Consider the following 14,030-nt stretch of genomic DNA (forward strand, 5'->3'; position numbering starts at 1 on the left):
GGAGCCACCAACCGTGAGCGGAATGAAGCGGACCACCGAGAAGAACCTGATGGTCTTCAGCGGGAGGGCTCACCCGGTCCTCTCCGAGGAGGTCGCCCACCTGCTGGGGACCGGCCTGGTGCCGCAGTCGGCGTACGAGTTCGCGAACTCCGAGATCTACGTGCGCTACGAGGAGTCCGTGCGCGGCTGCGACGCGTTCGTGATCCAGAGCCACACCGCTCCGATCAACGAGTGGATCATGGAGCACCTGATCATGGTCGACGCCCTCAAGAGGGCCTCGGCCAAGCGGATCACCGTGGTCATGCCGTTCTACGGCTATGCCCGCCAGGACAAGAAGCACCGCGGCCGCGAGCCGATCTCGGCGCGCCTGATCGCCGACCTGTTCAAGACCGCCGGCGCCGACCGGCTGATCACCGTCGACCTGCACGCCGACCAGATCCAGGGCTTCTTCGACGGCCCCGTCGACCACCTGATGGCCCTGCCGATCCTGGCCGAGTACGTCCGCGAGAAGTACGGCGACCAGCCGCTCGCCGTGGTCTCGCCGGACGCCGGCCGGATCAAGGTCGCCGAGCGCTGGTCGGCCCGCCTCGGCGGCGCGCCGCTGGCGTTCATCCACAAGACCCGCAACATCGACCGGCCCAACGAGGTCAGCGCCAACCGCGTCGTGGGCCAGGTCGACGGCCGGATCTGCGTGCTGGTCGACGACATGATCGACACCGCCGGCACGATCGTCGCCGCGGCCGAGGCCCTGATGGCCGACGGCGCCGCCGGCGTGGTCATCGCCGCCACCCACGCGCTGCTCTCGGAGCCCGCCGTCGACCGGCTCAAGAACAGCGCCGCCACCGAGATCGTGGTCACCAACACGCTGCCGCTCAGCGACGACCGGCACTTCGACAAGCTCACCTGCCTGTCGATCGCGCCGCTGCTCGCCCGCGCGATCCGTGAGGTGTTCGAGGACGGGTCCGTGACCTCCATGTTCGACGGCCACGCCTGACACGCCCTGGTCCGAGATCACGCTGACCCGCCGGCTGGGCGTCGGCGGGTCAGCGTGGGGTTCCTGCACAGGTCAGGTGACGAGGTCCGCGACCGCGTCCTCGTTCTCGGTGCGGACCCGGAGCTTGCCCACGAGCATGCCGACGGCGAAGGTCACGAAGGGCAGGAGCACGAGCACCCAGCCTGTCGTGTTGAGGCCCCACGGCTCGGCCGTCGGGTCGACCCCCTCCTTCACCGTGCCGGCGAGGAGGGCGAAGCGGGAGGCCAGGAGCCACAGACCGACGGCGAGGCCGAGGATCGAGGCGAGCGGCGCGACGATCGAGGTGAAGATCGAGACGCCCTCCCGGTGCCGCGAGAAGAACGCGATCACTGCCACCGACACCAGGATCTCGACGAAGACGATGGCCAGCACGGCGAGCCCGGAGAACCAGTAGAAGAGGTTCAGGACCGGGTCCTTGTCACCGATCCAGAAGACCAGGATGACGACCAAGGTGATCACCGAGGTCGTGACGGTTCCCGTCCAGGGCGCCCCGCGGCCGTTGACGCGGTCGAGCGAGGACGGCAGCACGCCGGCGCGACCCATCGAGTAGAAGTAGCGGGCGGCCGAGTTCTGGAAGGCCAGGAGACCGGCGAAGAGCGAGGAGATCACCAGCCAGCTCATCAGGTCGACGATCCAGGATCCGACGTACTGGTCGGCCACGCCGAACAGCACCCCCGCCGGGTTGGCCAGGGGCGTGCCGTCGACGGTCGAGAGCTCGACCGTGCGGTCGATCACCGTGGAGGAGCCGAGGCCCGTCACGATCGCGAAGGCGGTGAAGCCGAAGATGACCGTGATCATGACGACGGCCAGGTAGGTCGCCCGCGGCACGGTGCGGTGGGCGTCCTTCGACTCCTCGCCGTAGATCGCCGTTGCCTCGAAGCCGATGTAGGACGCGAACGCGAAGGCCAGCGCGATGCCTGCCGTGCTCGCCAGGCCGCCGGCGAAGATGTTGGTCGGCGAGAACGACGCCGCGAGGTCGATCCCCTCGGGCGTGTCGCCCGAGAGGAGCACGGCGAAGGCAGTCACCACGAGGGACAGCAGCTCGATGGTCATCAGGACGCCCAGGAGCTTGGCGCCGATGTCCACCGAGAGCGCGGACAGGCCCGTCACCAGCGCCCACGAGATGAGCGTCCACAGCCACCAGGGCTGATCGATGCCGAACTTGTCGTTCATCTCGCTGGAGACGAGGGCACCGAAGAACCCGTAGATGGCCAGCTGGATGGACAGGTAGGCGACGAGTGAGGTGAACGCCGAGCCGACGCCCGGGACGATTCCCAGGCCCCGTCCGACGAAGGCGAAGAAGGCGCCCGTGTTCGTGACCTTGGTCGCCATCGCGGCGTACCCGACCGAGAAGAGGAGGAGGACGAGGCCGACGACGACGTACGCACCGGGGGCGGCGGCGCCGTTGCCGAGCACGATGGCGACCGGGACGGCACCGGTCATGCCCACGAGCGGGGCCGCGGCCGCGACCACGAAGAAGACGATGCCCAGGACGCCGAGTCGTCCGTGGTGCAGCGCGGTCTCCGGAGTCTCCTGCGGCGGGGGTTGGAGCTGGGTCATGGGGTCTCTCCACGAGGGCATGGCCGGGGGTGGCGTGGCAGGGGGACGACGAGGCCGTTAGGCCCCGAATGAAAAGCAGGGTGACGTGCACCACAGGTGGACGTCAAGGGTCTGAACAAGATATTTAGGGCCCGTACGACCGTCGTTGCCATCGTCCCGCAGGCTTTTCCCGACCCTTGACCGCTCGACGGCTTGCCCGTACGTTTGGGCCCGAACGACTTGAGCATTCCCGGGGTCACCGCCCCTTGACGCGCCCGTACCGCCCGGGTCGCACCGGAGGACCACATGCCGCAGCACACTGCCGACGTCGAGGGCGTGCCCGTCGACCTGCGCCACTGGATCGGCGGCCGCAGGGTTGCCTCGGACCGGACCTTCGCCGACGTCTCGCCGATCGACGAGGTCGAGCTGGCGCAGGTGGCCGCGGGAGGCGCCGCCGAGGTCGACCTGGCCGTGGCCGCTGCCCGGGACGCGTTTCCGGCATGGGCCGCGCTGCCGGTGGCGGAGCGCTCGGAGATCCTGCGCCGCGTGGCCGACGGTGTCGAGAAGCGCGTCGAGGACCTCTCCCGCGTGGAGACCCGCGACAACGGAGCGCTCATCCGCAGCCACCGACGCGGCGTGATGCCGCGGGTCGCGATGAACTTCCGCTACTTCGCCGACTACGCCGAGCAGAGGCTCGGTCACCCCGACATGGAGGTTCGCGGCCACCGCGAGCGCATCACCTACGACCCCGCGGGCGTCGTCGCGATCATCACGCCCTGGAACGCGCCGTTGATGCTGGCCACCTGGCGGATCGGGCCGGCGCTGGCGGCCGGGAACACCGTCGTCCTGAAGCCGCCGGAGTGGGCCCCGCTGACGGCGAGCCTGCTCGCCGACATCATGGCGGAGGCGGGCGTCCCCGCCGGTGTGTTCAACGTCGTGCAGGGCACCGGGCTGGAGGCGGGGGCGCCGCTCACCGCCCATCCGGGCATCAACCGGCTGGCGTTCACCGGCTCGGTGCCGACGGCAGGAGTCATCTCGAGGGCGGCGGCGCCGAACATCGTCCCGCTGTCCTACGAGCTCGGCGGCAAGTCGCCGCTGCTCGTGTTCGAGGACTGTGACCTCGACCTCGCCGTCGACCTCGCCGTCGAGCAGTTCGACAACGCCGGACAGGTCTGTCTCGGCGCGTTCCGCATCCTCGTGCAGGAGTCGATCGCCCAGGAGTTCACCGAGCGCGTGGTGGCCAAGGCCCGGACGATCGTCCAGGGCGACCCCCGCGACGAGGCCACGGACATCAGCGCGATGGTCTCCCGTGCGCACTTCGAACGCGTTCGTGGCTTCGTCGAGCGGGCCCTGGCCGACGGCGCCCGCGCGATCCTGGGCGGCGGTCCGAACGACGACCTCGGCGGCCTCTACTTCCGTCCGACGATCCTGGTCGACGCGACCCCGGGCTGCGAGATTCTCACCGAGGAGGTGTTCGGTCCGGTGCTGACCATCCAGACCTTCGCCGACGAGGCCGAGGGCGTCGCGATGGCCAACAACACCCGGTTCGGCCTCGCCGCCACCCTGGTCACGGGCGACCGCGAGCGGGCTGAGCGGGTCTCCGCCGCGCTGGACGCCGGCACCGTGTGGGTGAACTGCTTCTTCGTCCGCGACCTCGGCGCGCCCTTCGGCGGCAACGGGAAGTCGGGGATCGGCCGCGAGGGCGGTATCTGGTCGTTCGACTTCTACACCGACATCAAGAACTCCGTCTTCAGCCCCGACGGCTGGACGAGCTGACCACCTGACACCGGAAGGACCCCGAACCCATGGGTGAAGTCGTCGGCGCCGGAATCCTGGCGCACGTCCCGACCATCATGCTGCCCGAGGAGACCCGCCGCGCGCTGAACGGCGGACGCGACTTCTCACTCGGTCCGGCGCTCGAGCAGCTCCGCGCGGACGTCTTCGAGACTCTCGACTACGACACGGTGGTCGTGCTCGACTCCCACTGGTTCACGACCGTTGAGTTCGTGGTGACCGCGCAGGACCGTCGGGCCGGTCTCTTCACCGCCGAGGAGCTGCCGCGCGGCATGTGCCGCATCCCCTACGACTGGCGTGGCGACCCCGAGCTGGCCTGGAAGATGGACGAGCTCGACCGGCAGCACTCCACGTGGGTCACGGCGATCGACGACCCGTACCTGCCCATGTACTACGCCACGCTCAACTTGTGGAAGTTCCTCGGCGAGGGCCTCGACAAGCGGTGGGTCTCGGTGAGCGTCGCCCAGACCGGTGACATGCAGGACTTCCTCCGCGCCGGCCGGGTGCTCGGTGACGCCATCGCCGGCACCGACCGCAGGGTGTTGCTGGTCGCCTCCGGAGCGTTGTCCCACACGTTCTGGAAGCTGCGCCAGCTGCGCGACCACGAGAGCGCCGACCTCGGCAGCATCCGCACGCCCGAGGCCCGCGCGGCCGACGAGGAGCGCATCGGGTGGTTCAAGGCCGGGGACCACAAACGGGTCCTGGAGACCATGCCGGAGTTCATGCCGTTCCGCCCGGAGTCGATGTTCGCGCACTACCTGATGATGATCGGCGCTCTGGGCGAGGAGGCCTGCACCGCCGCCGCGCGGCAGTACGGCGAGTACGAGAACTCGATCGGCACCGGCCAGGTCCACCTCTGGTTCGACCGGCCGGCTGACGGCTTCCCGCGGCCGAAGCCCACCCCCGTCGACCCCGACTACGTCCGCCAGACAGGCGGCCCCGACCTGCCGGCCGCCGGCTGAAGCCCGAGGACACCGATGACCCTGCGCGAGACCCGGCGCATCCTGCTCGACGGCAACCCGGTCGACGTCGTTCGTCGCGGCGAGGAGCTGGTCGCGGGCGACGGCCGCACCGTGCCGATCCCCGACGCGACGCACCTGCCCCCGGTGACGCCCTCGAAGATCGTGTGCGTGCACCTGAACTACATCTCCCGGGTGGAGGAGATGATGACGACGCTCCCGCCGGCCCCGACCTACTTCCACAAGCCGGTGTCGGCGCTCAACTCCCACGACGCGGCCGTCGTCCGTCCGGAGGGGTGCCAGTGGCTCAACTACGAGGGCGAGATCGCCATCGTGATCGGTCGCACCTGCCGCAACATCGCCCCGTCCGAGGCCGGTGACTACATCCGCGGGTTCGCGGTGGCCAACGACTACGGCCTCCACGACTTCCGCGACACCGACTCCGGGTCGATGTTGCGCGTCAAGGGGGCGGACACGTTGTGTCCCGTGGGGCCGGGGGTCGTCGAGGGCTGGGACTTCCGAGGCAAGGCCATCCGCACACTCGTCAACGGCAAGGTCCGCCAGGACGGCAACACCGACGAGATGGAGTGGGACATGCACTACCTCGTCGCCGACATCGCCCGGACGATCACGCTCCAGCCCGGCGACCTCCTGCTCTCCGGGACGCCCGCGATCTCGCGGACCGTGTACCCCGGCGACGTGGTCGAGGTCGAGGTCGAGGGGCTCGGCACCCTCCGCAACCACATCGTCTCCGGTCCCACGCCCATCCGCAGCGACGTCGGTGCGCAGCCCACGGAGTCCGAGGAGGTGCTCTCGACCGCCCAGGGTGGTGACTGGGAGTTCCGCGGGATCCGCAAGCCGCTGCCGCCGTCGCACTGACCGACGGGCGAGGGGACGCCGTGACGTCAGGGGTCGGTCGCCGGCCGCGGATCGCGGTCCCGGCGCGGTTCTCGGAGCGTGCGTCGGCGCTTCGGTACGCCGCCGAGGTGACGTCGCGGAACCTCGTCGAGGCGGTCTGGGCAGCAGGCGGTGAGCCGCTGGTGATGCACCCCCACGCGCCGGGCGGCGAGGCGGACCACGTGGAGGTCGCCGGGCGACTGGAGATGGCCGACGGCGTCCTGCTGCCCGGCGGTGGCGACCTCGCGGGCCGCTGGACCGGCCAGCCCGAGCACCCCACCCTGTACGACGTCGACGTGGAGCAGGACGCCTTCGACCTCGCGGTCGCGCGGGTCTGCCTCGAGCGCGGGATCCCGCTGCTGGCGATCTGCCGCGGCCTGCAGGTCGTCAACGCTGCACGCGGGGGCACGGTCGTGCAGGACATGGACCACGCCTACGGCGAGATGCGACACCACCGCCACCACCGCCACCACATCGAGGTCGAACCGGGATCCCTGCTGGGTCAGGTGGTCGGCCTGAAGGTCGAGGCGTCGTGCTACCACCACCAGTGCCTGGCCGAGCTCGGCAGTGGGCTGCACGTCGTGGCGCGGGCAGAGGAGGGGGTGATCGAGGCCGTCGAGCTCGGGGGATCCCCGGGCTGGTTCCTCGGCGTCCAGTGGCACCCCGAGGACACCTGGGCGGACGACCCCCAGCAGCTCGCGCTGTTCCGCGCCCTGGTCGACGCCTCCCGATGATCTCCAGGACGTCAGCCTCGCTCGGCGCGAGCTCGTCGCCACCACCTCCAGAGAAGGACCTCTCATGCAGGCTCGTCACGGATCCATGGTCACAACGCGGCCGGAGCGTTACGCCAGGCAGCTGGCCGGCCACTGGTCGGGCAAGGCCGAGGTGACGGTCGACTCCGGCGTCACGTCGATCGCCTTCGACGGCGGAAGCACCGCGGTGCCCCGGCCGGCCAGCGGCTGCCTGGAGGTCGTCGCGTCCGTGCCCGAGGGGGGCGATGTCGAGCGCTTCCGGCAGCTCGTCGCTGACCACCTGGCGCGCTTCGGCCGGCGCGACGGGCTCACCGTCACGTGGTCGGACTGAGCGGATCCGTCCCGTGACCGACGTCCGCCTGCTCCTGGTGCTGACCGAGAACGAGGCACTCACCGGCACCCACGACCCCCGCGCCCTGGTGGAGATGGCCGTCGAGGCCGAGGCACACGGCATCGACGGCGTCATGCTCAGCGAGCACGTCGTCCTCGGCCGCGACTCGGGCGCGGCCGGCGAGATGGCCAATCCCCGCGACTACGCCGCGCCCGGCAACCAGTCGCCGGACTACCCGTGGCCCAACAGTCTGGTCGTGATGTCCGCGATCGCCCAGGCCACCGAACGGCTGAGGATCGTGGCCGGCGCCGTCATCGCGCCACTGCGCCATCCGCTCCTGCTGGCCAAGGAGCTCGGCACCCTCGACCTGCTCTCCCGCGGCCGCCTCGTCGTCCTGCCGACGGTCAGCTGGAGCCGCGACGAGTACGCCGCGCTCGGCGTGCCGTTCACCGAACGGGGCAAGATCCTCGACGAGCAGCTCGACATCCTGGCCAAGGCCTGGGGTCCCTTCCCGATCCGGCACGAGGGTCGGTACTTCTCCTTCGACGACGTGTGGCTCGAGCCCGGCGCCTACACACCCCAGGGGCCTCCCATCTGGCTCGGCGGACAGGGAATGCATCCTCCGCTGATCAGGCGTCTGGTCCGCCACGGGCGAGGGTTGAACCCGTTCGGTCCGCTCACCGACGGGGACCTGGCAGTGCTCGCGTCCGCGATGCGGGGGGCGGGACGTGACCTCGATGAGCTGGAGCTCGTGGGTGGCATCCGCGGGACGTTCCGCTCGAGCGACGACCTCGCCGACCTCGGCGACGCGCTCTCCTCCCTGCCCGGGCAGCTGCGCCGTGGCTTCACGACGATCTGCTTCAAGCCCGCCATGTTCGTCCGTGACCGGGCTGGCCTTCCAGCCTTCTACGACGAGCTCACCGACCGGGTCGCTCGCATGGCCTCCACCACGGGTCGGGAGAGCTGACCGCTCACAGCCGTTCGGTCGTCTCCACGATCTTGCGCAGGAGGTTGGTGAGCAGCGTCATCTGACGAGGGGAGAGGTCCGCGACGATCTTCGACTCGATGGCGTTGAACTCCGGGTACAGCCGCTCCATCAGCGTGATGCCGGACGGCGTCAGCTCGAGGTTCACCAGCCGACGGTCGACCGTGCTCGGGATCCGCTCGACGAGACCGCGCGTCGTGAGCGTCTTGGCGACGCCGGTCAGCGTCGCCTTGCTGATGCCCACCGACTCGGCCACGTCGCGCGTCTCCATGGACTCCCAGATCCACAGGGTCCACATCACGAGGAAGCCGGTCCAGGTCAGGTCGTGGGGGCGCAGCACCTCGTTGGTCAGGTGCGTCCGGACGGCGTTCGAGGCCCGGAACATGCTGGACAGGGCGTGGGCGGAGGCGAAGTCGAGGGGCAGGTGCTCCACCCGGTCGCGGGTGGCGCGCTCGGCCTCCTCCAGCGTGTGCTTGTCCGGCATGGCGCAGAGCCTAGAGGCTGCCTCCCGAGAGGTGGGCAAGGGAACGCCCTCCGTTCCACTCGACGCCCACCTGGCGGAAGTACCCACCGATGACCTCGTCCACCTCCAGACGGGCGAGCTCCTCGGTGGGTGCCTCGAACAGCCTCAGCTCGGCGTCGCCGCGCCAGGCCTGACCTCCCTGGAACGCGCTGGCCCCCGACTCGATCAGCTCGGCGTAGGCGTCTCCCTGACCGGCGATGTCGGGGTAGACGCGATGGTGGGCCATCGGGTGGCCGTTGACGAAGCCGTTGGTGTCGGACTCCTCGCGGAGCGTCACGACCGCCTCGGCGAGCCGACGATCGGCCGCGGCGAGCGTGGCGCCGAACCTGCCGCCGGGGCCGATCTGCGGCGACGCCTGTGGGAACGCGTGCGGCCGGGTCTGCCACATCTGGCCCAGCTTCTTGGGGTAGCCCTGGTGCATGCCGCGCGCGATCGCGAAGTCCTTGTCGACCCAGATGTAGACGCAGCGGGAGTAGGTGCGGCCCTCGAACGAGCAGCGGACCACCACGAAGGCCTCCTTGTACTGCGACCGCACCGGGTCGAGCAGCTCCTCGCGGCTCGACGAGCACGACTGCCAGTCGGCCCAGATCAGCGCCACCGCGCCGGGGTCCTCGGCCGCGAGCTCCAGCGGAGCGGGCAGCAGCTCGGCGACACGGTCCGGGTCCGTGCGGTACTCCACCGTGAGCAGGTCGCCCGAGTAGTACCACGGCGGTGACGGGATCAGGGACGCCGCCCCCGAGGCCGTGCGGGGGAAGAAGAAGCCGTTCATCTGGGTCATGCGGGAGCTCCTGGCGGCAGATCGTTTGGCTCCGTACGGTAGCGCCTGCCCGGTGCGAAAGGAACCCTTGTCGTGGTCTGCATCACTCTGTATTGTTCGGAGCCAAACGATCCCCGGGAGAGCACACGTGGCGCACTTCGACACCACTGGCCTGGAGCCTGCCCAGGAACAGCTGACTGCCGACGGCATCGACGTCGTACGGCTCGGATACGCGGACATCATCGGCACCGACCGCGGTCGTGACGTCCTCGTCAACCGCTTCGCCCGCACCGTCGGCGCGGGCGTCGCCTTCTGCCGGTCGGTGTACGGCACGACGCCCCGCGGCGGGGTGGTCGACATCGACGGTGGCCTGTCCGACGGGCTGCCGGACATCCAGGCCTTCCCCGACCTGGCCACCCTCCAGGCGGTGCCGTGGGAGCCCGGCGTCGCACACTGCATCGCGGACCTCTACAACCCCGACGGCACCCCGTCGCAGGAGAGCCCGCGGTACGTGCTGCGCCAGGTGTGCGAGAAGTACGCCGAGCTCGGCTACCGCCCGGTCGTCGGCCCGGAGCTGGAGTTCTACCTGCTCGAGGAGAGCCCGACGTCCGACTCTGGCTGGAAGCGGTACGGCGAGGGCACCGGCAACGTCTACACCTCCGGGCTCAAGGGCGACCCACAGAACGTGCTGCTCAGTGCGCTCCGGCTCCTCGGCAACTACGGCCTCGAGGTCATCTCCGCCAACCACGAGTTCTCCTCGGGCCAGTTCGAGATCAACCTCTGGCACGGCGAGGCGCTCGACGCCGCCGACCGCGCGCACCGCTTCAAGATCGCGGTCAAGGAGCTCGCCCGCCAGCAGGGACACCTCGCGACGTTCATGCCCAAGCCCTTCAACGACGAGGGAGGCTCGGGCTACCACCTGCACTTCTCGATCTGGTCGGAGGAGGAGCAGGCGCTCTTCGACGACCCCGACGGCGCCGACGGCCTGTCCGACCTGCTCCGTCACGCCGTCGGCGGCATCCTCGAGCACGCGCCGGCGCTCGCCGCGGTGTCGAACCCGACCATCAACTCCTACAAGCGCTTCGGCCCCGACACGCTGGCGCCGTGGCTCATCGACTGGGGCATGGACAACCGCTCCGCGATGGTGCGGATCCCGCCCGAGCGCGGCCGGGCCTCACGCATGGAGCTGCGCCTCGGTGACGCCAGCGCCAACTCCTACCTCGCCATCGCCGGGATGCTCGCTGCCGCGCTGCTGGGCATCCAGAACAAGACCGAGGCGCCAGAGCCGCTCGTCGGCTACGGGTACGACGTGTCCCGCTCCGCGAAGCTGCCGCAGACCCTGGGCCAGGCCCTCGACGCGCTCGAGGCCGACACGGAGTTCGCCGCACTGCTCGGGGAGCCATTCGTGAAGACGTTCCTGTCCTACAAGCGCGACGAGATCGAGCGCTTCAACACGTGGATCACCGACTGGGAGTTCCACGAGTACACGTACCACATCTGAGCCACCGACCCTCCGGCTCGCCGGTCCCACGAGGAGGAACCGTGACCCGTCCTGACCCTGTACCCCTGTCCGAGGTCGACCTCTCCGACATCGACGGCTTCGCGGACCTGCGCGGGTTCGCCCAGCTCGACACCCTCCGTGCCGAGGACCCCGTGCACTGGAACCCCGAGCCGTCACCCAACCACGGGTTCTGGGCGATCACCCGGTACGACGACATCTGGACCGTCGACAAGGACTCCGACACCTTCACCTCCGAGAAGTTCGTCAACCTCGAGGAGCTCGACGACGCGCTCCTCGACAAGCGGCGCTCGCTGCTCGAGACCGACGGGGCGCGCCACCAGGCGATGCGCCGGCTGATCCAGCGGGAGTTCACGCCCCGCAACCTCATGAAGAACTACGAGGGCTTCCTGCGCCAGCTGACCCGCAACACCATCGACACGGCGTTCGAGGAGTCGGAGTTCGACTTCGTCGAGAAGATCAGCGCCGACTTCCCGATCCAGGTCCTCGCGCGGCTGCTCGACGTACCGCCGGAGGACACGCCCCAGCTGATCGCCTGGGGCAACGAGTTCGTCGGCAACACCGACCCCGACTTCACCGACCACCGCGCCGACCTCCCTGACAGCGAGGAGTACAAGCACCTGCCGTTCCGCACCCCCACGGTGCTGGAGGTCTGGGACTACGGCAACGCGCTCAAGGAGGCGCGCACCGGAGGCGACGGCACCGACCTGGTGAGCATCCTCGCCAACCGGTTGCCCGACGACGGTGTCCCGCTCTCGCCGCTCGACTTCAACCACTACTTCACGCTGCTGGTGATCGCCGGCAACGAGACCACCCGCCACGCCATCAGCAACGCCATGCTCGCCCTGATGCAGCAGCCCGACCAGCTGCGGCTCCTCCAGGAGCAGCCCGGGCTCGTCCCCAACGCCGTCGAGGAGCTGCTGCGTTGGGCCTCGCCCGTGTACCACTTCCGGCGCACCGCGACGCGCGACGTGGAGCTCGGCGGCAAGGAGATCAAGGAGGGCGACAAGGTCGTCATGTGGTTCGCTTCGGGCAACCGCGACGAGTCGGTCTTCCCCGATCCCTGGAAGCTCGACGTCACCCGTCAGAACGTCGACCACATGACGTTCGGCAAGGGCAGCCCGCACCTGTGCCTGGGCAACAACCTCGCGCGCATGGAGATCCGGCTGATGTTCGAGGAGCTGCTGCCGCGGCTCAAGGAGATCGAGCTGACCGGCGACGTCCGTCGCATCCGCTCCAACTTCGTCAACGGCATCAAGGCCTTCCCGGTCCGCGTCGTCCCGGCCTAGGCGTGCAGGCGGCCTGGTCTGCACCGCTCGGAAATTGACCACCGTGCGGCATGCCACGAGCGGCCGGACGGGTGCACCCTGACAGGTGCGGGGAGCCCGTCAGTGGAGGAGGCCGCATGAACGCGACCAGCAGCAGTGCCGATGCCGAGGTCCGCCGAGATGGGCGACCCGGGTGGCGACGCAGGACCGCGACCGCCGTCGTCGTGGCCGGGATCGTTGCCGCTGGGTCCGGTGCGCTGGCGCCTGCGGCCTCGGCGGGCGGTGGAGAGCTCGCCGGCACGTGGACGTCGACGGACCTCGACGGCAGCCACCAGACCTTGCGCATCAGGGGCGCCGGGGCACCCGTCTACGCGATGACCCTGCGTGACGACTTCACCACGGGCGTCTGTGGTGGTCCGCCGGCGAAGCTCGTCGGGCACGGCGTGACGGTCGAGGACGGGGTGTCGATGACCGGCACGCTGGTGTGCGTGCGCGGAGGCAACCCGTTGCCGCGGGAGAGGATCAGCTCCTTCTTTGCGTACGACGGGGCGAGCGACACGCTGACCGATCCCTCCGGAGTCGTCTGGGAGCGCGCCGGCTGACCGGCGCTGCCCGGGCGGCGCCTCAGCGGCGCCCGGACTCGTCCTCGACCATCCGACGGACGATGCGCCGCACCTGGGTGACTGCGGCGTCGGCGGTCGTCGCCACCTCGGCCCGGGGGCCCTCCTCGTCGAGGATCGCCTGCATCTGCTCGAGGACGGCTCGCACGCGGGCGTAGTACGCCGCCAGCATCGGCTGCAGCGTGCCGGTGGCGGCGGCGCTCGAGGCGAAGTTCCGGCTGACGCGCCAGATGTGCTGCGTGGTACGTCGTGACGTAGGCGTCAGCGCGTGGGTGAACACGAAGGTGTGCGCCCCGTCGCGATCGCCGTACCCGTTGACGAGAACCGACCAGCGGTCGACCCAGAGGCCGGGGGAGACGAAGGCGCCCTCCTCGTGCTGCTCGTGGGTGGCGTCCTCCGGCAGCTCGAGGACCTGGGCGTGCCACGGCGCCAGGCGGCTGGCGGGGAAGTGGCGTGAGAAGGTCACCGTGGTCTCGCTGACCTGCACCTCCAGGGGCGGGGGTGGCCCGTCGTCGAGCACCGGGGGAGCGATCGCCGGGTCGAGCTGTACCACGTGGGTGATGTCGGCGAAGTTGTCGCGCAGCAGTGAGGCCGCGGCGGCAGTGGTCTGGGCGTCGCCGAACGTTGTCCACTCGGGCGACCGCAGCCAGGAGGTGTCGGGCGGTGGCCGGAGGCCGGACAGGCGGGGCTCGCCGCCCCAGGCCCAGACGAAGGTGCCGTCCTCGTGCACGGGGAACGAGCGCACCGCGGCGCCGAACGGCACGTTCTCCTGCGTCGGCACCGCGACACAGCGGCCGTCCGGGGCGTAGCCGAAGCCCGTGTAGCCGGAGTAGATGTCGTCGCCCTCGAGCCGTCCGTCACTGAGAGGGACCGGCCGGTGGGCGCAGCGGTCCTCGAGCACCACCGCGGAGCCGCCCGTCGTCCGGTAGAGGACGACGCGGTGGCCCAGGAGCCGGCGGGCGAGCGGGGCGCGGCCGACCTCCTCGGAGGTGGCCACGGCGTACCAGGCGTTGAGCGGCACGTCGGTGCCGGCACGGGAGACGTCCATTGCTC

Annotated in this window: 14 protein-coding genes; 10 read left to right on the forward strand and 4 right to left on the reverse strand. The window is 70.1% G+C overall.

The window, feature by feature from the left end; translation table 11 throughout:
- The first annotated feature begins 13 nt into the window (after positions 1–13).
- Complete coding sequence (locus ACFPGP_RS14870) at positions 14–994, forward strand: ribose-phosphate diphosphokinase (protein WP_465263266.1); 981 nt, start codon at positions 14–16, stop codon at positions 992–994.
- 72 nt (positions 995–1,066) lie between these two features.
- Here the strand turns inward: ACFPGP_RS14870 and ACFPGP_RS14875 are convergent, their stop codons facing one another.
- Positions 1,067–2,593 carry an APC family permease gene (locus ACFPGP_RS14875; RefSeq protein WP_378591435.1) on the reverse strand — a complete coding sequence of 509 codons (1,527 nt, stop codon included), beginning with the start codon at positions 2,591–2,593 and terminating at the stop codon, positions 1,067–1,069.
- Between the two features lie 285 nt (positions 2,594–2,878).
- On the opposite strand from ACFPGP_RS14875, the gene ACFPGP_RS14880 reads away from it, so the two are divergent.
- The 6 genes from ACFPGP_RS14880 to ACFPGP_RS14905 all read left to right on the forward strand — a co-directional run bounded on the left by ACFPGP_RS14880 (position 2,879) and on the right by ACFPGP_RS14905 (position 8,272).
- Positions 2,879–4,348 carry an aldehyde dehydrogenase gene (locus tag ACFPGP_RS14880; protein WP_378591436.1) on the forward strand — a complete coding sequence of 490 codons (1,470 nt, stop codon included), beginning with the start codon at positions 2,879–2,881 and terminating at the stop codon, positions 4,346–4,348.
- Positions 4,349–4,377: 29 nt separating this feature from the next.
- A complete protein-coding gene (locus ACFPGP_RS14885) occupies positions 4,378–5,328 on the forward strand; it encodes a DODA-type extradiol aromatic ring-opening family dioxygenase (protein ID WP_378591438.1) in 951 nt (316 codons plus the stop codon).
- Positions 5,329–5,343: 15 nt separating this feature from the next.
- Positions 5,344–6,204 (forward strand): fumarylacetoacetate hydrolase family protein, encoded by an 861-nt coding sequence (locus tag ACFPGP_RS14890; RefSeq protein WP_378591439.1) that lies wholly within the window; start codon positions 5,344–5,346, stop codon positions 6,202–6,204.
- 20 nt (positions 6,205–6,224) lie between these two features.
- Positions 6,225–6,956 (forward strand): gamma-glutamyl-gamma-aminobutyrate hydrolase family protein, encoded by a 732-nt coding sequence (locus tag ACFPGP_RS14895; protein ID WP_378591441.1) that lies wholly within the window; start codon positions 6,225–6,227, stop codon positions 6,954–6,956.
- 85 nt (positions 6,957–7,041) lie between these two features.
- A complete protein-coding gene (locus tag ACFPGP_RS14900) occupies positions 7,042–7,305 on the forward strand; it encodes a DUF2218 domain-containing protein (RefSeq protein WP_378591442.1) in 264 nt (87 codons plus the stop codon).
- 13 nt (positions 7,306–7,318) lie between these two features.
- The gene (locus ACFPGP_RS14905; protein ID WP_378591444.1) at positions 7,319–8,272 is read left to right on the forward strand and encodes a TIGR03619 family F420-dependent LLM class oxidoreductase; all 954 of its coding nucleotides are present in this window, start codon (positions 7,319–7,321) and stop codon (positions 8,270–8,272) included.
- A gap of 4 nt (positions 8,273–8,276) precedes the next feature.
- On the opposite strand, the gene ACFPGP_RS14910 is transcribed toward ACFPGP_RS14905, so the two are convergent.
- Both ACFPGP_RS14910 and ACFPGP_RS14915 read right to left on the reverse strand, forming a co-directional pair.
- A complete protein-coding gene (locus ACFPGP_RS14910; RefSeq protein WP_378591445.1) occupies positions 8,277–8,774 on the reverse strand; it encodes a MarR family winged helix-turn-helix transcriptional regulator in 498 nt (165 codons plus the stop codon).
- Between the two features lie 10 nt (positions 8,775–8,784).
- Positions 8,785–9,591, reverse strand: coding sequence for an acetoacetate decarboxylase family protein (locus ACFPGP_RS14915; protein ID WP_378591448.1), 807 nt, complete (start codon positions 9,589–9,591; stop codon positions 8,785–8,787).
- 127 nt (positions 9,592–9,718) lie between these two features.
- Between ACFPGP_RS14915 and ACFPGP_RS14920 the strand changes: the two genes are divergently transcribed.
- The 3 genes from ACFPGP_RS14920 to ACFPGP_RS14930 all read left to right on the forward strand — a co-directional run bounded on the left by ACFPGP_RS14920 (position 9,719) and on the right by ACFPGP_RS14930 (position 12,959).
- The gene (locus ACFPGP_RS14920) at positions 9,719–11,071 is read left to right on the forward strand and encodes a glutamine synthetase family protein (RefSeq protein WP_378591449.1); all 1,353 of its coding nucleotides are present in this window, start codon (positions 9,719–9,721) and stop codon (positions 11,069–11,071) included.
- Positions 11,072–11,112: 41 nt separating this feature from the next.
- Complete coding sequence (locus ACFPGP_RS14925; RefSeq protein WP_378591451.1) at positions 11,113–12,378, forward strand: cytochrome P450; 1,266 nt, start codon at positions 11,113–11,115, stop codon at positions 12,376–12,378.
- A 116-nt stretch (positions 12,379–12,494) separates the two neighbouring features.
- Positions 12,495–12,959, forward strand: coding sequence for a hypothetical protein (locus ACFPGP_RS14930; protein WP_378591452.1), 465 nt, complete (start codon positions 12,495–12,497; stop codon positions 12,957–12,959).
- Between the two features lie 22 nt (positions 12,960–12,981).
- On the opposite strand, the gene ACFPGP_RS14935 is transcribed toward ACFPGP_RS14930, so the two are convergent.
- Entirely contained in the window at positions 12,982–14,025 is a 1,044-nt protein-coding gene (locus ACFPGP_RS14935) for a Rieske 2Fe-2S domain-containing protein (protein WP_378591454.1), read from the reverse strand.
- Positions 14,026–14,030 lie beyond the last annotated feature (5 nt).

Source organism: Nocardioides taihuensis (genome assembly GCF_042657275.1).
Lineage (GTDB): Bacteria > Actinomycetota > Actinomycetes > Propionibacteriales > Nocardioidaceae > Nocardioides > Nocardioides taihuensis.